A 22,131-nucleotide genomic window follows, 5' to 3' on the forward strand; every position below is an offset into this window, starting at 1 on the left:
ACAGGAGCGAGGATCACCATGGCCGAACGCATCATCGAACTGCGCGACATCAGCAAATCCTATGGCCAGGTCTATGCGCTGGGCGGGGTCAATCTCTCGGTCGACCGCGGCGAGGTGGTTGGCCTGATCGGCGACAATGGCGCCGGCAAATCGACGCTGATCAAGATCCTGTCCGGCGTCGTCAAGCCGACCAGCGGCGAGATCCTGGTGCGCGGCAAGCCGGTGACCGGCTGGAGTGCGGCACGCTCGCGCGACGCCGGCATCGAGACGGTTTTCCAGGACCGGGCGCTGGCCGTGCAGCAGACCATCGTGCGCAACATCTTCATGGGCCGCGAACTCACCGGCTTCATGGGCTTTCTGAAGGTCAATAAAGAGATAGAGGAGGCGAGCCGGCTGATGCGCGAGATCGGCTTTACCTCGAAGGTGTTCACGCCGCATTCGATCGTCGGCCAGCTCTCCGGCGGCGAACGCCAGGGCGTGGCGATCGCGCGGGCCATCTACAAGCAGGCGGAGCTGATCATCCTCGACGAGCCGACGACGGCGCTGTCGCTGACCGAGACCGCCAAGGTCTTCCATTTCGTGCGCCAGGTGCGGGCGAGCGGGCGCTCGATCCTGTTCATCGGCCACAACATCCATCACGTCTTCGACATCGCCGACCGCTTCGTTGTGATTGACCGCGGCAAGGTGGCGCTGACCGCCGATCGCACCGAGGTCAAGTCGGCCGAAGAGCTGATCAACTTCATGGAAGACGTTGCGCATCCCGGCGGATTGCCGGGGCTGCACGAGGCCGGCGACGCGGAGAGGGCAGCACGATGAGCAAGACCATGGAACCCGATCTGCAGAGCCCGCTCGGCGGCAAGGCAGCCCGGCCTGAGTGGAAGCACCCGTCCGACCATTGGCTGCGCGGTTTCGTCATCGACAACCGCGCAGCGCTCGGCACGCTCGCCGTGTTCATCATCATGATGGCGGCGTTCCTGATCGCCAACCCGACCGTGTTCACCACCTGGTATCTCTACAGATCCGTGCTGACCACGCTGCCGGTTGCCCTGTTCGTGGTGGTGCCGCTGGTCTTCGTCGTCACCTGCGGCGAGATCGACCTGTCGTTTCCCGCAACCATGGGCTTTGCCTCCTGGGTGTTCGCGCTGGTGGTGCAGGCCGGCTACGATCCGTTTCTCGGCATCGCAGCGGCGATTCTCACCGGCACGCTGCTCGGCTTTCTCGTCGGATCCCTGGTCGTTTATGGCGGGCTGTCGTCGCTGATCGCCACGCTCGGCATGAATTTCCTGCTGCGGGGACTGATCCAGATCATCAACGAGGGCAGATCGACCGCATTGACCGGTCTCAGCGACAGCTGGGCGTACACCATCTTCTCCGGTCAGGTGTGGGGTTTTCCGGTACAGGTCTTATGGGCACTCGCCTTCGTCATTTTTTCGGCAATGCTCTACAACCGGCACCGCTTCGGCGCGCAGGTGAGGGTCGTCGGCGACAACCCCGACAGCGCCCAGCAAATGGGCATCGACGTCAAGCGTGTGCGGGTGAAAGTGTTCATCTTCACCGGCATCGGGGCCGCGATCGCCGGCACGTTTTCGGTGATGATCAACTTCACCTGGTGGCCGACCGCGGGCGACGGCTATCTCTTGCCGGTGCTGGCTTCGGTGTTCGTCGGCGGCACGCCGACCTGGGGCGGCATCGGTACGGTTGCCGGTGGAGCGATCGGCGCGGTCACCGTGTCGTTCATCCAGACCGGCGTCGTGGCGGCGGGCCTGAGCGGCTTCTACGTCCAGTTCTTCAACGGGCTGATCATCATCCTGTCGCTGCTGGGGCACAAGTGGAACCAGGCGCGGTACAGGTGAGGGGCGGGCTAAATTGACGGGGACGCTCATGTTGCGGACCGCATGCCCCGACGACTGGGCAGACGCCCGTCGCTTCGTCATTCTAAGGCGGAGCAGGAGCGAAGCGACGCAGCGTAGACCCTGGAATCCATTCCGCGACCTTGGCGTGCAGCTGCGCAGGATTCCGCACCGTGGCAACGCGTTGAAGACGCGGGATGGATCCTCGGGTCTACGCTGCGTCGCTACGCTCCTTGCTCCGCCCGTGGATGACGAGGCGGGGAGGGCTCCGCCAGACTACAACAATGTGGTCGCTTGTAGGACAACAGGACAAGCGGGCGCTCACACCGCCGCCACAAACCCGTCCAGCACGCGTTTCTGGCCGGCCTTGTCGAAGTCGATGGTCAGCTTGTTGCCTTCGATGTTGGAGATGTTGCCGTTGCCGAATTTCTGGTGGAAGACGCGGTCGCCGACGCTGAAGGGCGACGGCGTGTCGGCGACGGATTTGGCGACCAGTTCGCCGTCAATGGTGCGGCCTTTGACGCTGGTTCGGCCGGCGCCGTAGCCGGAGTCGGTCTCGCCATAGCCGATGCGCTCGACCTGGTGGCCGGAGCGCGAGCCCCAGTTGCGGTCGGTCGCCTCGGTGCGGTTGGCCTGCGCGCGCTGCCAGCCGGGCGTCGCATAGGTGTTGGAGAAGGCGCCGGATTTTTCCGCGCCGACATTGTCGAAGCGCGAGGCGCCGTAGGGGTTCTGCCGCCCTGCGCCCTGGCCGCCACGGCCCGACGCGAACGAACCGCCGCCATAGGAATTGCCGTAGCCGCCATAGGAGTTGCCGCTTTCGGCGACCTCGACATGGGCTTCCGGCAGTTCGTCCAGAAAGCGCGACGGGATGGTCGACTGCCACAGGCCGTGGATGCGGCGGTTGGAGACGAACCACAGATGCAGGTTCTTCTTGGCCCGGGTCAGGCCGACATAGGCGAGACGGCGCTCTTCCTCCAGGCCGGAGCGGCCGCCTTCGTCCAGCGCGCGTTGGTGCGGGAACAGGCCTTCCTCCCAGCCGGGGAGGAACACGGTCTCGAATTCGAGGCCCTTGGCCGAATGCAGCGTCATGATGTTGACGGCGTCAAGCTCGGCGTTCTGCTCGGCGTCCATGACCAGGGCGACATGTTCGAGGAAGGAGCGCAGCGATTCATACTCCTCCATGGAGCGGATAAGCTCTTTCAGGTTTTCCAGCCGGCCCGGCGCCTCGACCGAGCGGTCGTTCTTCCACATGTCGGTGTAGCCGCTCTCCTCCAGAATGGTCTCGGCGAGTTCGGTGTGCGGCGTGGTTTCCAGCGCCTTCTGCCAGCGCTCGAAATTGGCCGCCACTTCGCGCAAGGCCGCGCGGGGCTTGGGCTTCAGCTCGTCGCTTTCTGCGAGCTTGGCGGCTGCCTCCAGCATCGGGATGCGCAAGCTCCGCGCCGTGTCGTGGATCTGGCGGATGGTGGCTTCACCCAGGCCGCGCTTGGGGACATTGACGATGCGCTCGAAGGCGAGGTCGTCGGCGCCCTGCGCGACGACGCGGAAGAAGGCCAGTGCATCGCGGATTTCCATGCGCTCATAGAAGCGCGGGCCGCCGATGACGCGGTAGTTGAGGCCGAGCGTGACGAAGCGATCCTCGAATTCGCGCATCTGGAAGGAGGCGCGGACCAGGATGGCCATATCATTGAGCTTGTGCTTGGCACGCTGGTAGGTCTCGATGGTCTCGCCGACGGCGCGCGCCTCCTCCTCGGAATCCCAGGCGGCGTGGACATGCACCTTCTCGTCGTCCTCGGCGACCTTCTCGGTGAACAGCGTCTTGCCGAAGCGGCCCTCATTGTGGGCGATGAGGTGCGAGGCAGTGCCGAGGATGTGCGCGGTCGAGCGATAATTGCGCTCCAGACGGATGATGGTGGCGCCGGGAAAATCCTTGTCGAAGCGCAGGATGTTGTCGACCTCGGCGCCACGCCAGCCATAGATCGATTGGTCGTCGTCGCCGACGCAGCAAATATTCACGCTCACGGGCTGTTCCGCGCCTGCCGGCGCGGGCCCTCCGCGGGGGCCTCGCAACGGCTCGGACGCCCGGTCGGGCTTGCGGCCTTCGGCCGGAACATTCCAGCGGTAGGAGGTGTTTGGTCTAACGTAGTTACCTTCTTCCGAAGGATCGTCTTTTGACGCCGCAGGTTTGTAGTTGCCCGCCTCAGTTCGATCAGGAGTCCTGGACGGGCTAGGACTTGGAACGCGGCCACCTGGAACGCCACTTCTTGGCGGTTGTGGCTCACTTGGCGGTTGTGGCGCACTTGGCCTTTGCGCCAGCAGCCGCAGCCACATGTATTGCGCGGTGTTGGTGTCCTGGTACTCGTCGACGAGGATGTATTTGAAGCGCTTGTGGTAGTCCTTCAGCACGTCCGGATTGGCGCGGAAGATGCGGATCGGGTGGCAGAGCAGATCGCCGAAGTCGCAGGCGTTCAGCGTCTTCAGCCGCTCCTGATAGGCCTTGTATAGTTCCCGGCCCTTGCCGTTGGCGAAGCTGCGGGCATCGCCCTCGGCAATGTCGGCCGGGCCTTGGCCCTTGTTCTTCCAGCCGTCGATCATCTGCGCGAACTGCTTGGCCGGCCAGCGCTTGTCGTCGAGGCCTTCGGCCTGGATCAGCTGCTTGATCAGCCGTACGACGTCGTCGGTGTCGAGGATGGTGAAATCGGATTTGAGCCCGGCCAGCTCGGCGTGGCGGCGCAAGAGCTTGACGCCGATGGAGTGGAAGGTGCCGAGCCACGGCATGCCCTCGACGGCTTCGCCGACGAGATGGCCGATGCGCTGCTTCATCTCGCGCGCGGCCTTGTTGGTGAAGGTCACCGCCAGGATCTGCGAGGGGAAAGCCCTGCCGGTGGCCAGGATATGGGCGATGCGGGTGGTCAGCACGCGGGTCTTGCCGGTGCCGGCGCCGGCCAGCACCAGGACCGGGCCTTCGGTGGTTTCCACCGCCAGCCGCTGCTCGGGGTTGAGGCCGTTGAGATAATCGGGTGCGCTGTTGGGTCCGCTGCGGGCCGCCATGGCGCGCGCGGCTATGCCCGACGGGGCCGCGGGCCGCGCATTGGGTTCGTCGAAAAAGGGCATTTCTTCCGCAAAGCCGGACATCTCCCCCGAATGTAGTGATTCGGGAGCGAAAGACCAGAAGTGTCTACGTTTTGTTCTGCTAAAGTGCCCGATACTGCGGCTCAGGCCTTTCGGTAACCGAGCGCGACGAACAATCGATGTCCGAACGAGCGCGCTTCCTCTGTCATCACCATGCCAAAGGCCGTCAGCATCTGGTCGTAATAGCGGCTGCCCGCGGGTGACGCCAGGAATGTCGAGTACAGTCTGAGATCGCCGAGCGGGAGATCCCGGTACGTATAAGCGCTACCCTGCATGGCATTCTGTTCGATGTTCTGGCGAATTTTCACGGATTGCTGACGCACCAGCGCCATGATCTGTTCGTCCGACAGAGGCTTTCCGGCTGCGCCCAGCATCCCCGTAACCATCGCGTAGCTCATGTTCAGCGCTATCGCCTCGCCGGTGTCGACAGCGCTGATATCGTCGATGATCTTGCGGTACAATTCGAGCCGGGCTGGATCCTTGGTCGGAAGCTCGGCGAGGATTTGCTTGCCCTCTGTCTTCTTGCTTTGCCTGCCTTCCGGGCCAGACGACTGAATTTCCAAAGCGGTGACGTGCTTGCCCAACGGGGAAGCGTAAAACGCTGCGAGGTCGGACAGATCGGTGGCCGACAGCCTGTCCGCCATCCGCGATTCGATGGCAGTCTCCATTTTGACTGCGTCGAAGGCGCCTTCCAGCGCGACCGACAAGGCGTCCTGGAAATTTGCCGGTAACGGTTCGGGTATGGATTTCGTGGCTGCGGCGATGCCGGGACCGATGCCCATCAGCATCTCGTGAAAGCCGTTTGCCTTGTTGATCTCGCTCAGCGTCTGTGCCGGCGCGGCCACTGTGCCGGCCGTGAGCGCGACGAAGCTACAGAGGACAAGGACTACTCGCGTCAGAGGCGAGGCGAATGACATCACTCTGGTTGCTCCTGATGGTTGGTCGAAAGCAGACTGCTGGAAAACCCGGATGCCGGCAAGGCGGGATTGCCACCTGGGCGTGTGGCCTCGAAAAAAACGCCCTGTGCGCGGAGCCTGCGGCATGGCCGTTTGGTTTCGCCATGGATCGCTCCCCGGCGGCTTGACAGGCACGGCGGGCGGGAGAAGGTTGTACCGCCGGGGGCAGGATTGGCATACCTTTGCCCATGGCCGCGCCGCGGAATGCGCATCAGTCGAAGGAGTATCGTCTTGGCTGTCGTCATCACCTCCCTCATCCTGTTCCTCATCGGCCTCGCACTTGGCGGCGGCGGCGTCTGGCTCGCGATGCTGGGCGGCAGCTGGTACTATGTCGTCACCGGTCTCGCCTTCCTCATCGCCGCATGGCTGCTCTTCCGGCGCAAATCGACGGCGCTCTGGCTCTACGCGGCGATCGTGCTCGGCACGCTGGCCTGGGCGGTGTGGGAAATCGGCTTCGACTGGTGGGAACTCGCACCGCGCGGCGGCATCATCGTGCTTCTGGCGCTGTGGCTGCTGACGCCTTGGGCAAGGCGGGGCCTGATCGGCCCCGACGCGCGCGCGCCGCTCATTCTGGCCGTGCTCGCATCGCTCGCCGTCGCCGGTTATTCGATGACGGCCGATCCCAAGGACATCGCCGGCGACCTCAGCGCCGACAAGGTGACGCCGACTGCCGATCTCGGCGGCAATGTGCCTCCGGGCGAATGGCATTTCTACGGCCGTACGCAATTTGGCCAGCGCTATTCGCCGCTCGACCAGATCACGCCCGACAATGTCGCCAAATTGCAGCCGGCCTGGATCTACCAGACCGGCGACGTGAAAGGGCCGGACGATGTCGGCGAAACCACCTACCAGGTGACGCCGCTGAAGGTGGGCGATGCGCTCTATATCTGCACGCCGCACAATTTCGCCATCGCCATCGATGCCGCCACCGGCAAGGAGAAATGGCGTTTCGATCCCAAGATCAAGCTCGACAAGGACCGCCAGCACCAGACCTGCCGCGGCGTGTCCTATTATGCCGATGCCAAGATCGCCGCCGGCCAGCCTTGCGCGACGCGCGTCTATCTGCCGACCTCGGATGCGCGGCTGATCGCGCTCGACGCCGCCAACGGCCAGGTCTGCCCGTCCTTCGCCGAAGCCGGCACGCTCAATTTGTTGACCAACATGCCGTATCCGAAGTCGGGCTATTATTACTCGACCTCGGCGCCGCTGATTGCGGGCGGCAAGATCATCATCGGCGGCGCGGTCAACGACAATTATTCGACGCAAGAGCCGTCCGGCGTCATCCGGGCCTTCGACGTCGACACCGGCGCCCTGGTGTGGAACTGGGATTCCGGCAATCCGGACCAGACAACGCCGCTGGCGGCAGGCCAGACCTACACCCACAACTCGCCCAACATGTGGTCGACGGCAAGCGCCGACGAGAAGCTCGGCCTGCTCTATGTGCCGCTCGGCAACCAGACGCCGGACCAGCTCGGGATGGGCCGCAGCGCCAATGTCGAGAAGTTTTCCTCCTCGATCACCGCGCTCGATCTGGCCACCGGACAAGTGCGCTGGGTGCGGCAGACCGTGCATCACGACCTCTGGGACATGGATGTGCCGGCACAGCCGACCCTGGTCGACATCACCACCGCTGCCGGCGTCGTTCCGGGCCTGGTTGGACCGACCAAGCAGGGCGACCTCTACGTGCTCGACCGGCGCAGCGGCGAGCCGATCATCCCGATCAAGGAAGTGCCGGCGCCGGGCGGCGCTGTCGAGGGCGATCACACGTCGCCGACGCAGCCGGTCTCGGATCTCTCCTTCAATCCGAGGCCGCTGACCGGCGCCGACATGTGGGGCATCACCATGTTCGACCAGCTGGCCTGCCGGATCGAATTCCAGGGCCTGCGCTACGAGGGCCGCTACACCCCGCCATCGGTGCAGGGGTCGCTGGTCTATCCCGGTAATTTCGGCACATTCAACTGGGGCGGCGTCGCCGTCGATCCGGTGCGGCAGGTGATGTTCGGCATGCCGACCTATCTGGCGTTCAAATCGCAGCTCATTCCGCGCGACCAGGTGCCGCCGCCGGATGAGGGGCGCGGCAGCGAGCAGGGGCTGAACCGCAATGAGGGCGCACCCTATGCGGTGGTGATGGGGCCGTTCCTGTCGCCGCTCGGCGTGCCCTGCCAGGCGCCGCCATGGGGCTATGTGGCGGGAGCGGACCTCAGAACCGGCAAGATCGCCTACAAGCACCGCAACGGCACCGTCTACGACATGACGCCGTTGCCCTTGCCGCTGAAGGTCGGTGTTCCCGGCATTGGCGGGCCGATGATCACCGCCGGCGGCGTCGTCTTCCTGGGCGCGGCGGTCGACGACTATCTGCGCGCCTATGACCTGACATCGGGCAAGCAGCTTTGGCAGGCCAGGCTGCCGGCCGGTGGGCAGTCGACGCCGATGACCTACACCGTCGCCGACGGCCGCCAGTTCGTGGTCATCGTCGCCGGCGGCCATGGCTCGGTCGGCACCAAGCCCGGCGACTATGTGATGGCCTATACGCTGCCGAAGTAGCAGCGATGTGACTTAGGTAAGTGATCGGCCCGGCAGATATTCTGTCGCGCCGCCCCTCATCTGCCTGCCGGCATCTATACGGGGAGAAGTGCCCGGCAGGGCGATGAGGGCAGCAGCAGCCTTGGTCAGCTTGCGTAAGAGATGGCCTTTGAGGCTGGGCACGGAGCCCAGTACTTCATTGGTTAGCTGCGCCCTGTTTCGGCCTGCTGGATCAGCGTGGTGCCGGCCGACGCCGGTCGACGCGGACCTTCACCATCCGAGCGGCGGCTGCGGCAGCAGCGGAGCGCATTGCCAGCAAGGCAGCAACAGCAAGCACGAGCGCGCTTGCAAGGATCGGAGTAGACAAGGTCATGGCGTTGTTCCTTCTCGTCGGGCTCGCCGCTACGAGCGAGACCATCATCAGCTTCCTTCCATATTGTGGCGGCACCATCGACATTCTCTGAAATGACCAAAATGTGATGGGCGCGTTCGGCGGGGCGGCCGCATCGTTCGATGGCGCAAGCGTCACCCATCCGAGACTGGACCGTGCGAGCTTGCACCCTATCTTGATCCGCGAGTCATCCCGGAGTGACCGTGAGATCATCTCCTAACGAGGAGCACGCCATGACGAAACCCACCGCCGAAGCCGTCAAACCTGCCAAACCTGCCATCACCCAGGCGATGATCGATGCCTATGACGAATACACGCATCTGACGCTCGACCGCCGCCGCTTCATGGAACAGCTGACCAGGCTTGCCGGATCGGGCGCGGCGGCGGCCGCGATCGCGCCGCTGCTTGCGGCGAATTCGGCGCAGGCGGCAATCGTCGCCGACAACGATCCGCGCGTGAAGGCTGAAGATATCACCTATTCCGGCAGCAGCGGTGAGATGAAGGGCTATCTGGTCAGGCCGGCGGACCAGTCCGGCAAGCTCGGCACCGTCATCGTGGTGCATGAGAACAGGGGGCTCAACCCGCATATCAAGGATGTTGCGCGGCGCGTTGCGCTGGAAGGGTTCGTGGCGCTGGCGCCGGATTTCCTGTCGCCGCTCGGCGGCACGCCCGCTGACGAAGACAAGGCGCGCGACATGTTCACCAAGCTCGACGCCAGCCAGGTCACCGCCGATGGCCTGGCGACCATCGCCTATCTCAAGGGCGAGAAGGACGGCAACGGCAAGGTCGGTGCTGTCGGCTTCTGCTGGGGCGGCGGCACGGTCAACAATCTGGCGGTCAACGCGCCCGATCTCGCCGTCGGCGTCGCCTATTACGGCATGCAGCCGAAGGCCGAGGATGTGGCGAAGATCAAGGCGGCGCTGTTGCTGCACTATGCCGGGCTCGACGAGCGCATCGACGCCGGCATCGATGCCTACAAGAAAGCGCTCGACGCCGCCCATGTCGAATACACGCTCTATGTCTATGACGGCGTCAACCATGCCTTCAACAACGACACCTCGGCCGCGCGCTACGACAAGAAGGCAGCCGATCTCGCCTGGGGACGGACGATCGCTTTCCTCAAGGAGAAGCTGGCGTAGGCTTCAGGCCGCCGACGACGCCCATACGCTTTCATAGGCCGGCGACAGCGTAAAACCGGCCGGCAGCACCGAGACCGGGGGCGGGCGCCGCACGCCCTCCTGCAGATAGCGCAACGCCGACACCAGTCCGTTCATCGTGTAGGGCTTGGCGATGACGCCGATCGCGCCGGCGAAATGGTCGGGGATGCGTTTTGGATTGGCGGTCATGAACACCACCATGGAACGGTTACCCTCGCGGATATGCTCGGCAACCTCGACCCCGGTTGGTCCGTCGGCGAGGTGGATATCGACAAAGGCAATATCGGCATCGGCGGTATCAATCATACCTCTTGCTTCGGCCAAGGATGTCGCCCAACCCACAACGCTGTGGCCGGCTTCCTCGACGAGGCTTTCCAGTTCCATCGCCAGCAACGCCTCGTCCTCGACGATCAGGACCTTGAGCGGTTCGTTCATGACAGCTTCCCTTTCTGCTGCGGTTCGTTCGGCATCGAGATGACGACCTTTGTGCCCGGGCCGGCGTCGCGCCATTCGATGTCGGCATGCAACTGCCGGGCAAGCGACTTGATCAGCCGCATGCCGAAGGAAGCATCGCCACTGGCCTCGGCCATGCCGACGCCGTCATCGGAAACCTCGATGTTGAAGTGGCCGTCGGGCTGGCTCATCTTGATGCCGATGCGCCCCGCGGTGGTGCCGTCCGGCTTTGCCTTGAAGGCGTGCTTCAGCGCGTTGGTGACAAGCTCATTGACCATCAAGGCAACAGGCGTGGCTTTTTCGGCCGGAATGACGATGGGTTCGAGGTCCAGCGTCGGCTTGATCTCGGCGCGCCCCGATGCGGTCAGCAGGTCGGTGACCAGATCCCTGGCGAAATCCGAGACATCGAAGCGGCTGACATCCTTTGACTGGTAGAGACGGCGATGCACAGTGCTCAGCGCCTCGATGCGCTCCAGCATGGTGGTCAGGGATCGCTTCGTCGCTTCATCCTTGATTGCCCGGCTTTGCATGATGATCAGCGAGGAGATCATCTGCAGGTTGTTTTTCACCCGATGGTCGACCTCGTGCAGCAGCGTGGTCTGCGCCTCAAGGGCGGCCTCAAGCTCGCGCGTGCGTTCCTTGACAGCCTTTTCAAAGCGGTTCTTGTCGGCGGTGATGCGATCCTCGGAGCGCTTGCGATCGGAGACATCGAGCTGTGAGGCAAAGAAGAACAGGAGTTCGCCTTTGTCGTTGGAAACCGGGCTGATGTAGAGCGCATTCCAGAATGTCGAGCCGTCCTTACGGTAGTTCAACAGATCGATGGCGATATCGGTTCCCGCTGCTATCGCGTCGCGCACGCTAGCCACAGCTGCCTTGTCTGTCTCTGGCCCCTGCAGGAAGCGGCAGTTCTTGCCCATGACCTCGTCGCGCTCGTAGCCGGTCAGGCGCAGGAACGCGTCATTGGCAAAGACGATCGGATTGTCCGCCTGACGGGGATCGGTGATGACCATCGACATGCGGGTGGCGCGGATGGCGGCCGCGAACGGATCGCCCTTGCCGTGCTCGGCATGCAGATTGTCCGTCATGTGCCATGCGTCGGCCGGTTCCCTGGTCCTTTTCCAGTCCATGCTTTCACTCCAAGCCGTTTTTCAGGGGTCACAACGGCTTAGACGTGGAATTGGTTCAATCTTGATCTTCTTGTCGCAGGCAGCCGTTTGCGAAACCGAATCGCCGGTTGCGCAAACTGTCGAAATGAACGGTTTTTGAAGGTTGTCGGATGTAGCCGATTCGCTGCAAGCAGGGCTGGCGCCGACCTATAGAAATGATCAGGTCGCAATGGTCCGTGGCGGCGCTCGCCGGTGGCGGCTTTCTCAGAACAGCGGAAACATCAGGCGTGGCCACGCTTCATGCGCGCCTGCTTCAGGATGGCGCGCCAGCGGATCATGTCGAAGGGGATAGGCTCGTTGTTGTTGGCGATGTGGAAGATCTCGTTGTTGACGTTCTTCAACGAGCGCCAGAAATCATAGTCGGTGATGCGCGGATCGGCAGCCAGCCTGTCCACCTCGACCTTGATGTCGGTTTTCATGCACGTTCCTCGAACCGCCTGTTGCCCGCCGCCCGCGTCGCAACTCGCATGGCACCGTTCTCAAACGGTCAGCTGAGTCGTTCAATGGCCCAAATGGCTTGTTCACGTTAAAACCTTGGTAAGGTTAACGCGGGCGAGGCAGCGCTTCAAGCGGTCCTGCGGCGAATACCGATCGAACGGCCGGCGCGCTCGGGCATCGGCAGTGCAGAATGGGCGGCGCGCATGGCTTCCACCTTGGCCTGCACATCGGCGGGGAAGGGCGCGACTTTCGGCCCGGACATGTCGACATGCAGCGACAGGGTTTCGGAAGTGGCGGCGAGCCAGCCATCGACATGGCGGATTTCCTGGTAGGCCCGCAGCCGCTTGTCGTCATGATCGATCAGTTGGAAGGATACGACGACCTTGTGTTCGAGGTGCAGTTCCTGGACATAGCAAACATGGACTTCGGCCGTGTAGATGGTCAGGCGCCGCTCTTTGACATAGTCTAGCCCCATGCCCATCGCCTCGAACGCCTCATCCGAGCAGCGGTCGAACAACACGTTGTAATAGGCCATGTTGAGATGGCCGTTGTAGTCGATCCAATCCTTCTCGATGTCCATCGGTTTGGAAACGAAGGGGGCAGGGATGGGCATGGAAAGTTCCTTGTTCTGGTGCTGGACAGAGCGCGGCAGTCGAGACTACGCATCCATAATCGCATAACAAGCGTGGACGCTGGTCCATTCGCGGAGGAATTCATGGCTCTGAGCGACCTCAATCCGGTCGAACGCAACGAGGAAGGCATCGCCGCCGTGCTCGGCATTCTCAAGCAGCAGCTCGGCGAACGCTTCCAGACAGGCGCGGCGATCCGCTCGCAGCATGCGCATACCACCACCTATATTCCGACGCAGGCGCCTGACGGTGTCGCGTTCCCGGAGACGCCAGAAGAGGTGCAGGAGATCGTACGTGCCTGCGCCGCGCACCGCGTGCCGGTCATCGCCTTCGGCGTCGGTTCCTCGCTGGAGGGCCACACCAACGCGCCGGGTGGCGGCATCTCGGTCGACACGTCGCGCATGAACCGCATCCTGTCGGTCAACCCCGAGGATCTCGACTGCACGGTCGAGCCTGGCGTAACGCGCGAGGATTTGAATCGGCACCTGCGCGATACCGGCCTGTTCTTCCCCATCGATCCCGGCGCCAATGCTTCGCTCGGCGGCATGGCGGCAACGCGGGCCTCCGGCACCAATGCGGTGCGCTACGGCACGATGCGTGAAAACGTGCTGTCGCTGACGGCCGTCATGGCCGATGGCGAGACGGTGACGACCGGCAAGCGGGCGAAAAAGAGTTCGGCCGGCTACGATCTGACGCGGCTTCTGGTCGGCTCGGAAGGCACGCTCGGCATCATCACCTCGCTGACCTTGAAGCTGCAAGGCATTCCGCAGGCGATCTCCGGCGGCGTCTGCCCGTTTCCAAACCTCGAGGCGGCCTGCAACGCGGTCATCGCGACCATCCAGATGGGCATTCCGGTGGCGCGGATCGAACTGGTCAATGGACTGCAGATGCGGGCGATGAAGAATTACTCGAAGCTCGATTATCCCGAGAGCCCGTGCCTGTTCGTCGAGTTCCACGGCAGCGATGCCGGCGTCGCCGAACAGGCCGAGACCTTCGGTGCCATTGCTGAAGACAATGGCGGCGGGCCATTCCTTTGGACCAGCGTCGCCGAGGAGCGCACGAAACTCTGGAAAGCCAGGCACGATGCTTATTGGGCGTCGCTGACGCTACGGCCGGGCGCCAAGGGCCTTTCGACCGATGTCTGCGTGCCGATCTCGCGGCTGGCCGAATGCGTTGCCGAAACCGAGGCCGACATTGCCGAGATGGGCCTGGTTGCGCCGATCGTCGGCCATGCCGGCGACGGCAATTTCCATGTGCTGGTGCTGATGGACGTCAACGACCCCAAAGAGATCGCGCTGGCGGAGAAATTCGTCTCGCGGCTGAACATGCGGGCGATCGCCATGGACGGCACCTGCACCGGCGAACACGGCATCGGCCAGGGCAAGATCGGCTTCCTGCGCCATGAGCTCGGCCATGGTGTCGACATCATGCGCTCCATAAAAAAAGCGCTCGACCCGCAAGACATCATGAACCCGGGCAAGATATTACCTGCATAGCCGAAATGTGAGGAGCGGCAATGGATACCCTGATTATAAGGGCATCGCTTGGCAAGACACTGTTACTGCTGTCGGCCAGCCTCTTCTTTGTCCTGGCCTGCGCTTTCCTGATTTATGTCTCCGAGGACGGCGACACCGCCGGCCTTTGGTGGTGCGTGGCCTTTTTCGGGCTGGTCGCGTTGGTGTTTGCCTGGCAGCTTGTGCGGCCGCAGATTCTGGTGCTGAACGGACAAGGTTTCAGTCTCGGCGGAGGCCTTGTTCGATCGCCCAACCTGGTCCCCTGGAAGAATATCGAAAGCTTCTTCGTCGTCCATCGCCGGCGCAGGATAGGCGATATGATCGGGTACAATTTCGCACCGGGGGTCAAGAAAAGCTCCGTCATGGGCAGCGTGACCAAAAGCCTCGGCGCCGAAGCCGCATTACCGCAGGGCTGGACATTGTCGCCCGAGGAGATGGTGGTGCTGCTGAACGAATATCGCCGACGGGCCATGGCAGGATAGTCTCTTGCGCACAGGCCGGACCGCGGTCAAAGGCGTCCAAAAATCTCTGCTCTTCCAGATACATCAGAGATCAAGCAACTCTGGATGAATTGCCTCTTTATCGACACGCTGATGCGGGTAGAGTGCGGCTGACTTTCAATCAACCCGTTCGGAGCTGATGCTCGCACGCCTGTTCGTGATCTTCGGTGGCTTGTTTGTGCTGGTGCTGGTTGCGGCGCTGGTGGTGCCGTATTTTGTCGACTGGACCGGGTACCGCGCCCAATTCGAGCGCGAGGCGAGCGCCATTCTCGGCCGCAAGGTGACGGTGCAAGGCGACGCCACGGCGCGCCTGTTGCCGTTCCCCTCGGTGACCTTCTCAAACGTCACGGTCGCCGGCGGCCCCGGCGGCCAGCCGGCAATGACCGTCGAGACCTTTTCGATGGACGCGGAACTGGCGCCGTTCCTGCGCGGCGAAGTGCTGATTTTCGACATGCGGCTGGTGCATCCGAAGGCGACGATCGACATCGCCGATAACGGCACGGTCGACTGGGCGATACGGCCGTCCTCGCCCTTCGATCTCAACCAGATCTCGATCGAGAAGCTCACGGTGACGGAGGGAGAAATTGCGCTCCGCCATGCCGCAGGCGGGCGCAGCCATCTGATTTCCGAGATCAATTCGACCATCTCTGCCAAGTCGCTGGCCGGGCCGTGGCGCATGGACGGAACGTTGCTGCTCGACGGACTGCGTTCGACGGTTGCGGCTTCGACCGGCAAGGCCGAAGGCAGCGGCCAGATGCGGCTGAGGCTCAAGGTCGATCCCGATGCCTATCCACTGGTCATCGAAACCGACGGCAATGCCGGCATCGTCAATGGGGCTGCCGTCTATTCCGGCCAGTTCAAGATTTCCGGCAACGACAAAAACAGCGCCGAACTGCGCGGCGGCGATGGCGAGAGCGTCAAAATCAGAGCCGGCAAACCCGATCCGGGGTTCAGGCTGAACGGCAAGTTCTCGCTCGACCACCAGAAGCTTGGCGTCGACGAATTCCGCTTCGAGACCGGGCCGCTCGACAATCCCTACACAGCCGACGGCAAGGCTTCGGTCGATCTCGGCCTTAGGCCGAACTTCGCCATCGAGGCCAATGGCGCGCAGGTGCAACTGGACGAGGCGGTGGGCGCTGAGAAGGGCGCCGGCCTGACGCTGGACCAGCGCATTGCCGGAATCGAGCAGGCGCTGCTCGTCCTGCCGAAGCCGAGCATCCCCGGCACTGTCGAGGTCAAGCTGCCGGCGGTGGTGGCTGGCGACACCACGGTGCGCGACGTGCATCTCTCGGCCGAGCCGGTCGAGGGCGGCTGGTCGGTGAAATCGCTGGCCGCGACCTTGCCCGGGCGCACGACGCTGGAAGCCAGCGGCATGCTCAGCGTCGAAGATCATTTCCGTTTCAGCGGCTCCATGCTGCTGGCGGTGGCGCAGCCTTCCGGCTTTGCTGCCTGGTTGTCGAAAGATGTCGACGAGGCGATCCGCCGGCTGCCGGCCGCCGGCTTCAAGGCCAAGGTGGACCTGTCGGAGAAGCGCCAGGCGTTCAGCGATCTCGAACTGATCCTCGGCAAGTCGAAGTTCACCGGCCGCATCGATTCCAACCAGCCCGACGACGCCAAGTCCTCGGTGCTGATGCGGCTCGAGGGCGGCGAACTCGATGTCGACGGGCTGACGGCCTTCGCCTCGATCTTCGTCAGCGACAAGGGCGCCAACCGCTTTTCCGACCGTGACCTCGATTTTCAGATCAAGGCAGGGCCGGTCAATGCCGGCGGGCTCACCGCCGACACGGTCGATACCGCGCTCCGGCTCCGCGACGGGCTGCTCGAAATCGACCGGCTGTCGATTGGCGGCCTTGCCGGCGCCTCGATCAGCGCCACCGGCCGGATCAAGGATTTTCCGGCAAGCCCGACCGGCAAGCTCGATGCCTCGGTGGTCGCCGTCGATCTGAAGCCGCTGATCGACATTGCCGCGCAACACTATCCCGACAATCTGATGCTGAAGGGACTGGCTGGCCGCACGGCCGCCTATCCTGAACTGTTCCAGGACGCGCGCGTCGATCTGGTGGCGAGCGCCGCCGACAATGGCGACGGCACGACCGGGCTGGCGGTGAGCGGACAAGGCAAGGCCGGCGGTTCGGCCTTTTCGGCGTCGCTGTCGGGCAAGGGTGCCGTCGGCCAGTTGCTCGACGCGCCGGTGACGCTGACCTTCAACGCCAAAAATCCCGACGCCACCGTGCTGCTGGCGCTCTACGGCCTGCCGGCGCTGCCGCTCGGCATGCTCGGCCAGGCAAGCACCGATATTTCGGCCAAAGGCACGCTCGGCGGCGGCCTGGCGACGAGCTTCAATTTCGCCGCCGATGACTTCAAGGCGACGTTCGACGGCACCGTCGCTCAGACGCCGCAAGGCGCCACCGCCAAGGGCAAGATCGGCCTCGACGCTTCCGACATCGAGCCCTGGCTGATGACGACCGGCGCCGGCCTGCCGGGTATGGGAACGGGCACCTCGACCTCGCTCAGCGCGGATGCCGATTTCGGCAACGGCCTGCTGGTGTTGAGCGGCCTCAGCGGATCCATCAACGAGTCGGAGATTTCGGGCGACGTCAACATCGATGCGAAGCAGGGGCTGCCGCATTTTGCCGGTGCGCTGGCGCTCGACGAACTGGACCTCGACCCGATTGCGGTTGCGCTGTTCGGTGACCAGTCGTTCCTCAGCAGCAACGCGAACTGGCCGACGGCGCCATTCAGCCAGAAATCCAGCCTGCCGTTCAGCGCCGATCTCGACCTGGCGACGGCGACGCTTGCCGCCGGACCGCTGGCGACAGCCTATGACGCGTCGCTGTCGTTGAAACTGGACCAGGAAGGCATCCGCGTTTCGGACCTGAAGGCAAAACTGCTCGGCGGCGCGCTCACCGGATTGTTCGAGTTGAAGAACACGGACGGCACGGGGCTGTTCTCCGGCCAGATGAGGCTTGCCGGCGCCGACCTGGCGACTGTGCTGCCGGCTGCCGGCTTGAGTGGCAGCGGCGACTTCTCGACAGGGCTGTCGACCAGCGGCAAATCGGTCGACGCGATGATTGCCGCACTCTCCGGCTCGGGCACGGCGGCGCTGAAAGGCCTCACCATTGCCGGCGTCAATCCCGATGCCTTCGGCGCGTTGATTGCCAAGGCCGATGCGATCGGGCGCGACATCGACGTGGCCAAGACTGCGGGCTTTGCACCTGAGATCGCTGGCGACGGCAGCTTTGCTGCCGGCGATGCCGACATCGCCTTCACGGTCGCCGGCGGCACGTTGCGGGCACCACCGATCAAATTCGAAAACCAGGCGGCGACGCTGTCTGCCGACATCACGGCCGACCTCAACACCGGCACCGTCGCCACCAAGGGCGCGGTCACCTACAAGCCTGGCGACGAGGCGCTGGTCGGCTCCGATCCGACGGTCAATTTCAGCGTCGATGGGCCGTTCGGGGCGCTGAAAAAGCAGTTCGACAGCGAGCCGCTGGCGCAATTTTTGACCCAGCGCGCGCTGGAAAAGGAGCAGCAGCGGGTCGAGGCGATGCAGGCCGCACTGCTCGAGAAGCAGCGGCTGCGGCGCGAGGTGCGCTATTACGCCGCCTTGCAGACCGAGCGCGACAACGCCGCCGAGGAATTGCGCAAGCAGGAGGAAGCGGCACGGCTCAAAGCCGAGGCCGACGCCAAGGCGAAAGTGCAGGCAGATGCGAAGGCACAGGCCGAAGCGGATGCCAAGGCCAAGGCGGATGCCAAAGCAAAGGCCGATGCCGATGCGAAAGCGCAGGCAGAGGCTGACGCCAAGGCCAAGGCGGATGCGGACGCGAAAGCGCAGGCCGAAGAGCAGGCTGCCGAAGACGCCGCCAAGGCCGAGGACGAACGGAAGAAGGCCGAACAGGCTCGGATCGCTTCGCAGGAAAAAGCCAGGCTGGAGGCCGAGCGCAAGGCTCAGGAGCAGGCGCCGAAGGTCGACCGCTCACTTCCCGGCGTCAGTGACGGTTCGGCCCCGGCGCCGCCGAAGCCCAGGACAAATCCGTTCTCGGTCGACAATTTGCTGAAGTCGCTGGGCAATTAAGAACCATTCAGACGGCGTCGCGCTTGGCCCAGTCCAGCACGTGGAGCCTGAGCGCCGAGGACAGATTGGCATCGCGCGGTCTTGTCTCGTCGATCTCCGCGACCAGGGCAGCAAGGGTCAGCTTGCGCGCGGCGGCGATGGCGACGAGATCGTCATAAAAGGGTTTTTCGAGGGAATAGCTGGTGCGATGGCCGCGGATGGTCACGGAGCGTTTTTCGACCGGGCTCACCGCAGGCGGTCCATCAATCGCCCTGGTCTTCCGGGCGTTCGCGGCGGTGGCCGGCGACGAATTTTTCGGCCTTGTCCGATGTCAGACGGTCACGAGTTCTTTCGGCTTTGCAACGGCCGTGCAGAGCGCGGTTCTCGCCGGCGAGCTTTTCCTTTTCGGTGCGCGCCTTCTGCTTGCGGACCTGGCGAAGGTTGACGATTTCGCCCATGTCGCGCCGACCGTCCCGCTACTTCTTGCGGAAGGCGTCGAGCGACACGACGTCGGCGCCCTTGCCGGCGGCGGCATCGGCCACGGCGGGCTTTTTCTCCGCCTCAGTGGCAGCTGCCTTCTTCTCGGCCTTCGGCTTTTTCTCGGAGACGATAGCCAAAGGCTCGGCAGCCGGCTGGGCGGCTGCATCGTCTTCCGCCGGGACGTCGGTCTTGACGTCGAATTCGAGTTCGAAATTGACCGATGGGTCGTAGAAGCCGCGTACGGCCGAGAACGGGATTTCCAGCTTCTCCGGCACGTCGGAGAAGGACAGCCCGACCTCGAAGCCGGTATCGGTCACCTTGAGGTCCCAATACTGGAACTGGATGACGATGGTCATCTGTTCGGGATAGCGCTCGCGCAGCCTGGAGGACACCCGCACGCCCGGCGCGCCGGTCAGGAATGTGATGAAGAAATGATGATTGCCGGGAAGGCCGGTGCGCGCGACTTCGGCCAGGACCTTGCGCATGACGCCGCGCAATGCCTCCTGGGCCAGGATGTCGTAGCGGATGTGGTCGTCGGCCATGTGCTGGTCGGGTTCCGTTGAATCGTCCGCATAGCTGTAATCAAGCTTGAGCGCGGCGTAAACCGGATATAGATCGCTGATGCGCCGAAGCGAAGCCCGTAACGGACGATTTGATCGCCTGCTTTGGCGTTCAGGCGCTGGCCAGCTGTTTTTCCACCGCTGCCGCTGATCTGCGCTTGCCGAAGGCGCGCAGGAATGTGCGCACGCCGTGGGTCGCGGATTGCAGCACTTCATCTTCCGACGGCATGCCGCCGAGCATGAAGGTGGTCTGCAGTTCGGCGTTGGCTAGCGCCAGGAACTGGCGTGCGGCGACATCGGGATCGTCGACCGCGAGATGGCCGGCATGGGCGAGGCGGGCAAAACGGGCGGCAAGTGCCGGCCAGGTCCGGCCCGGGCCCTGGTCGCGCCATTCGGCGAAGAGCTCGGGATAGCGCTCGCCTTCGGTCTGGATCAGCTTGCGCAGGAAGCGTCCGTCGCGGTTGCAGATGCAGTTCTGATTCATGCGCACGGCAAAGCCGATCAGGTCGGCTTCCAGATCCTTCGGCTGGTCTGGGAAAGAGGCGAAGGTGGCGAAGATGCCGGCATTGCAGCGCTCCGTCAGATCGCGCACCACAGCCATGAAGAGCTTTTCCTTGTCGCGGTGGTGATTATAGATGGTCTGGCGCGACACGCCGGCCTCCACCGCGATCAGGTCAATATTGGCGCCGGCAAAGCCTTCCCGGCAAAAGACCGAAGCCGCCGCATCGATAATCGACATACGCTTGGCCTCGTGGCCGCGTGGCGGGAAAATGTCAGGAGAAACGGCAAGCTTCATAGAAATCTATATAGAGGTGATTGACGAATTAGACAAGGCTGTCTAAATTTGTGGACACAAAAAATGGTGAATTCGCTCCGTAGAGACGAATAATCTCGCTCTGAGCCGTCGGATTTCAACGGGATGGAACGTCCTAGGGTTAGTCGTCGCGTTGGCGGCGCCAACCAGACTTGAAAGAAGCCTTTATCATGAGTCCCAAATTCCTCCGCATCGCGGTCGTGCTCGGCCTGTTGTCCGCTATCGGCCCCTTCGCCATCGACATGTATCTGCCGGCGTTGCCTTCGATCGGCGAGGATCTGCATGCCGGCACCGCCGCCGTTCAGATGAGCCTTTTGATCTTCTTCCTGTCGATGGGCTTCGGCCAGATCGTCGTCGGACCGATCTCCGACATGGTCGGCCGCAAGCTGCCGCTTTACGGCGGCCTTGCGCTGTTCATGGTCGGCGGTATCGGTTCGGCCATGAGCCCGACCATCGAATGGCTGATCGCCTTCCGCTTCCTGCAGGGGCTGGGCGCCAGCGCCGGCATGGCGGTGCCGCGCGCCATCGTGCGCGACCTGCACACCGGCACCGAAGCCGCCAAGCTGATGTCGCTGCTGATGCTGGTGTTTTCGGTGTCGCCGATCCTGGCGCCGCTGACCGGCAGCCAGATCATCGAGAATCTCGGCTGGCGCGCCGTGTTCTGGACGGTGACGGGCGCGGCCCTGCTGGCCACCATTCTGCTGGCGACCTCGCTGAAGGAGACGCGGCCGGCGGAAGAACGCGTCGGTTCCTCCTTCGGAACCGCACTCGCCGGCTATCGCTTCCTCATGGGTGACCGCAATTTCCTCGGCCTGGTGGCGATCGCCGGCTTCGGCATCGCCAGCTTCTTCGTCTACCTCTCGAGTTCGTCCTTCATCCTGATCGACCATTACGGGCTGTCGCCTTCCGTCTACAGCGTGTTCTTCTCGATCAATGCGGTGGCCTTCATCGGCATGTCGCAACTGACGGGGATGCTGTCGGAGCGCTTCGGGCTGAAGCGCGTCGTCTGGGTGGCGGTAACCGGCTATGCCACGACGATGGTTGTGCTGTTCGCAGTCATGGCGACCGGCGTCGACCGGCTCGATGTTATGGCGGCACTGCTGTTCGTCGGCTACGGCTTCCTTGGCCTGGTCATCCCGACGACGTCGGTGCTGGCCATGGAAGAGCATGGCGAGATCGCGGGCACGGCCTCGGCGCTGATGGGCACGCTGCACTTCGCCATCGGTGCGCTGGCGATGGGCGTCGCCGGCATCTTCTTCGACGGCACCCCGCTGCCCATGGTGGCCGGCATCACGCTCTGCGCGGTGATCTCGTTCACGCTGGCCAAACTGACGCTTGGCCGCTCGCGCGAAGCCGTTGAAGCGCCGGCCGAGTAAGCTGACCGCAATCGACCGGAAAGGTCGGGTCATCCCGGCCTTTTTCACGTCTGGGGTAATCCGGCCCCGGCCAGAACCACGGCCTTCGACCGACGCCGGCGGCAAATTGCACCAGCTCATGGCTCAATTTGGTGTAGG

The 22,131-nt window shown here is 63.6% G+C and carries 18 protein-coding genes; 8 read left to right on the top strand and 10 right to left on the bottom strand.

Going from position 1 to position 22,131, the window contains the following annotated elements; all coding sequences use genetic code 11:
• Positions 1–18 precede the first annotated feature (18 nt).
• A complete protein-coding gene (locus NLY43_RS29510; RefSeq protein WP_023668308.1) occupies positions 19–816 on the top strand; it encodes an ATP-binding cassette domain-containing protein in 798 nt (265 codons plus the stop codon).
• Complete coding sequence (locus NLY43_RS29515; RefSeq protein WP_023682111.1) at positions 813–1,853, top strand: ABC transporter permease; 1,041 nt, start codon at positions 813–815, stop codon at positions 1,851–1,853. The genes NLY43_RS29510 and NLY43_RS29515 overlap by 4 nt, the downstream gene beginning before the upstream one ends.
• Before the next feature lie 318 nt (positions 1,854–2,171).
• Here the strand turns inward: NLY43_RS29515 and NLY43_RS29520 are convergent, their stop codons facing one another.
• Entirely contained in the window at positions 2,172–4,982 is a 2,811-nt protein-coding gene (locus NLY43_RS29520; RefSeq protein ID WP_023712456.1) for an ATP-dependent helicase, read from the bottom strand.
• An 80-nt stretch (positions 4,983–5,062) separates the two neighbouring features.
• A complete protein-coding gene (locus NLY43_RS29525) occupies positions 5,063–5,896 on the bottom strand; it encodes a DUF2059 domain-containing protein (protein ID WP_023712457.1) in 834 nt (277 codons plus the stop codon).
• A 243-nt stretch (positions 5,897–6,139) separates the two neighbouring features.
• Here NLY43_RS29525 and NLY43_RS29530 point away from each other — a divergent pair, with 243 nt between their 5' ends.
• Both NLY43_RS29530 and NLY43_RS29535 read left to right on the top strand, forming a co-directional pair.
• Positions 6,140–8,479 (top strand): glucose/quinate/shikimate family membrane-bound PQQ-dependent dehydrogenase, encoded by a 2,340-nt coding sequence (locus NLY43_RS29530; RefSeq protein ID WP_198025530.1) that lies wholly within the window; start codon positions 6,140–6,142, stop codon positions 8,477–8,479.
• A 603-nt stretch (positions 8,480–9,082) separates the two neighbouring features.
• Complete coding sequence (locus NLY43_RS29535; protein ID WP_023682108.1) at positions 9,083–9,988, top strand: dienelactone hydrolase family protein; 906 nt, start codon at positions 9,083–9,085, stop codon at positions 9,986–9,988.
• A 3-nt stretch (positions 9,989–9,991) separates the two neighbouring features.
• Here NLY43_RS29535 and NLY43_RS29540 read toward each other — a convergent pair whose 3' ends face one another.
• The 4 genes from NLY43_RS29540 to NLY43_RS29555 all read right to left on the bottom strand — a co-directional run bounded on the left by NLY43_RS29540 (position 9,992) and on the right by NLY43_RS29555 (position 12,676).
• Positions 9,992–10,441, bottom strand: coding sequence for a response regulator (locus NLY43_RS29540; RefSeq protein ID WP_023668313.1), 450 nt, complete (start codon positions 10,439–10,441; stop codon positions 9,992–9,994).
• Positions 10,438–11,586 carry a histidine kinase dimerization/phosphoacceptor domain -containing protein gene (locus tag NLY43_RS29545; RefSeq protein ID WP_023667428.1) on the bottom strand — a complete coding sequence of 383 codons (1,149 nt, stop codon included), beginning with the start codon at positions 11,584–11,586 and terminating at the stop codon, positions 10,438–10,440. Before NLY43_RS29545 ends, NLY43_RS29540 begins: the two co-directional genes overlap by 4 nt.
• Positions 11,587–11,846: 260 nt before the next feature.
• Positions 11,847–12,044, bottom strand: coding sequence for a hypothetical protein (locus tag NLY43_RS29550; RefSeq protein WP_013531006.1), 198 nt, complete (start codon positions 12,042–12,044; stop codon positions 11,847–11,849).
• A gap of 146 nt (positions 12,045–12,190) precedes the next feature.
• Positions 12,191–12,676, bottom strand: a complete 486-nt coding sequence (locus tag NLY43_RS29555; protein WP_023712460.1) for a thioesterase family protein — start codon at positions 12,674–12,676, stop codon at positions 12,191–12,193.
• A gap of 102 nt (positions 12,677–12,778) precedes the next feature.
• On the opposite strand from NLY43_RS29555, the gene NLY43_RS29560 reads away from it, so the two are divergent.
• The 3 genes from NLY43_RS29560 (at position 12,779) to NLY43_RS29570 (ending at position 18,784) form a co-directional block, all read left to right on the top strand.
• Complete coding sequence (locus tag NLY43_RS29560) at positions 12,779–14,188, top strand: FAD-binding oxidoreductase (RefSeq protein ID WP_023712461.1); 1,410 nt, start codon at positions 12,779–12,781, stop codon at positions 14,186–14,188.
• A gap of 20 nt (positions 14,189–14,208) precedes the next feature.
• Positions 14,209–14,688 (top strand): hypothetical protein, encoded by a 480-nt coding sequence (locus NLY43_RS29565; RefSeq protein WP_023667425.1) that lies wholly within the window; start codon positions 14,209–14,211, stop codon positions 14,686–14,688.
• A gap of 157 nt (positions 14,689–14,845) precedes the next feature.
• A complete protein-coding gene (locus tag NLY43_RS29570; protein WP_023712462.1) occupies positions 14,846–18,784 on the top strand; it encodes an AsmA family protein in 3,939 nt (1,312 codons plus the stop codon).
• 7 nt (positions 18,785–18,791) lie between these two features.
• Here NLY43_RS29570 and NLY43_RS29575 read toward each other — a convergent pair whose 3' ends face one another.
• From NLY43_RS29575 to NLY43_RS29590, 4 genes are all read right to left on the bottom strand, one after another.
• A complete protein-coding gene (locus NLY43_RS29575; RefSeq protein WP_023712463.1) occupies positions 18,792–19,013 on the bottom strand; it encodes a ribbon-helix-helix domain-containing protein in 222 nt (73 codons plus the stop codon).
• Between the two features lie 13 nt (positions 19,014–19,026).
• A complete protein-coding gene (locus tag NLY43_RS29580; RefSeq protein WP_023712464.1) occupies positions 19,027–19,221 on the bottom strand; it encodes a DUF4169 family protein in 195 nt (64 codons plus the stop codon).
• Positions 19,222–19,239: 18 nt separating this feature from the next.
• Entirely contained in the window at positions 19,240–19,785 is a 546-nt protein-coding gene (locus NLY43_RS29585; RefSeq protein WP_023667419.1) for an SspB family protein, read from the bottom strand.
• Positions 19,786–19,915: 130 nt separating this feature from the next.
• Positions 19,916–20,599, bottom strand: a complete 684-nt coding sequence (locus NLY43_RS29590; RefSeq protein WP_023668320.1) for a TetR/AcrR family transcriptional regulator — start codon at positions 20,597–20,599, stop codon at positions 19,916–19,918.
• Between the two features lie 188 nt (positions 20,600–20,787).
• On the opposite strand from NLY43_RS29590, the gene NLY43_RS29595 reads away from it, so the two are divergent.
• On the top strand, positions 20,788–21,993 hold the full coding sequence (locus NLY43_RS29595) for a multidrug effflux MFS transporter (protein WP_023712465.1): 1,206 nt from the start codon (positions 20,788–20,790) through the stop codon (positions 21,991–21,993).
• Positions 21,994–22,131 lie beyond the last annotated feature (138 nt).

It is taken from the genome of Mesorhizobium sp. C416B, from assembly GCF_030323165.1.
In the GTDB taxonomy this organism is placed as follows: Bacteria; Pseudomonadota; Alphaproteobacteria; order Rhizobiales; family Rhizobiaceae; genus Mesorhizobium.

Coding starts and splice junctions, on each gene's coding strand:
- NLY43_RS29545 (WP_023667428.1), bottom strand. CDS start 11,586: ATGGACTGGAAAAGGACCAGGGAACCGGCCGACGCATGGCACATGACG.
- NLY43_RS29510 (WP_023668308.1), top strand. CDS start 19: ATGGCCGAACGCATCATCGAACTGCGCGACATCAGCAAATCCTATGGC.
- NLY43_RS29540 (WP_023668313.1), bottom strand. CDS start 10,441: ATGAACGAACCGCTCAAGGTCCTGATCGTCGAGGACGAGGCGTTGCTG.
- NLY43_RS29590 (WP_023668320.1), bottom strand. CDS start 20,599: ATGAAGCTTGCCGTTTCTCCTGACATTTTCCCGCCACGCGGCCACGAG.
- NLY43_RS29550 (WP_013531006.1), bottom strand. CDS start 12,044: ATGAAAACCGACATCAAGGTCGAGGTGGACAGGCTGGCTGCCGATCCG.
- NLY43_RS29570 (WP_023712462.1), top strand. CDS start 14,846: ATGCTCGCACGCCTGTTCGTGATCTTCGGTGGCTTGTTTGTGCTGGTG.
- NLY43_RS29535 (WP_023682108.1), top strand. CDS start 9,083: ATGACGAAACCCACCGCCGAAGCCGTCAAACCTGCCAAACCTGCCATC.
- NLY43_RS29520 (WP_023712456.1), bottom strand. CDS start 4,982: ATGTCCGGCTTTGCGGAAGAAATGCCCTTTTTCGACGAACCCAATGCG.
- NLY43_RS29555 (WP_023712460.1), bottom strand. CDS start 12,676: ATGCCCATCCCTGCCCCCTTCGTTTCCAAACCGATGGACATCGAGAAG.
- NLY43_RS29565 (WP_023667425.1), top strand. CDS start 14,209: ATGGATACCCTGATTATAAGGGCATCGCTTGGCAAGACACTGTTACTG.
- NLY43_RS29560 (WP_023712461.1), top strand. CDS start 12,779: ATGGCTCTGAGCGACCTCAATCCGGTCGAACGCAACGAGGAAGGCATC.
- NLY43_RS29580 (WP_023712464.1), bottom strand. CDS start 19,221: ATGGGCGAAATCGTCAACCTTCGCCAGGTCCGCAAGCAGAAGGCGCGC.
- NLY43_RS29515 (WP_023682111.1), top strand. CDS start 813: ATGAGCAAGACCATGGAACCCGATCTGCAGAGCCCGCTCGGCGGCAAG.
- NLY43_RS29585 (WP_023667419.1), bottom strand. CDS start 19,785: ATGGCCGACGACCACATCCGCTACGACATCCTGGCCCAGGAGGCATTG.
- NLY43_RS29525 (WP_023712457.1), bottom strand. CDS start 5,896: ATGTCATTCGCCTCGCCTCTGACGCGAGTAGTCCTTGTCCTCTGTAGC.
- NLY43_RS29595 (WP_023712465.1), top strand. CDS start 20,788: ATGAGTCCCAAATTCCTCCGCATCGCGGTCGTGCTCGGCCTGTTGTCC.
- NLY43_RS29530 (WP_198025530.1), top strand. CDS start 6,140: ATGCGCATCAGTCGAAGGAGTATCGTCTTGGCTGTCGTCATCACCTCC.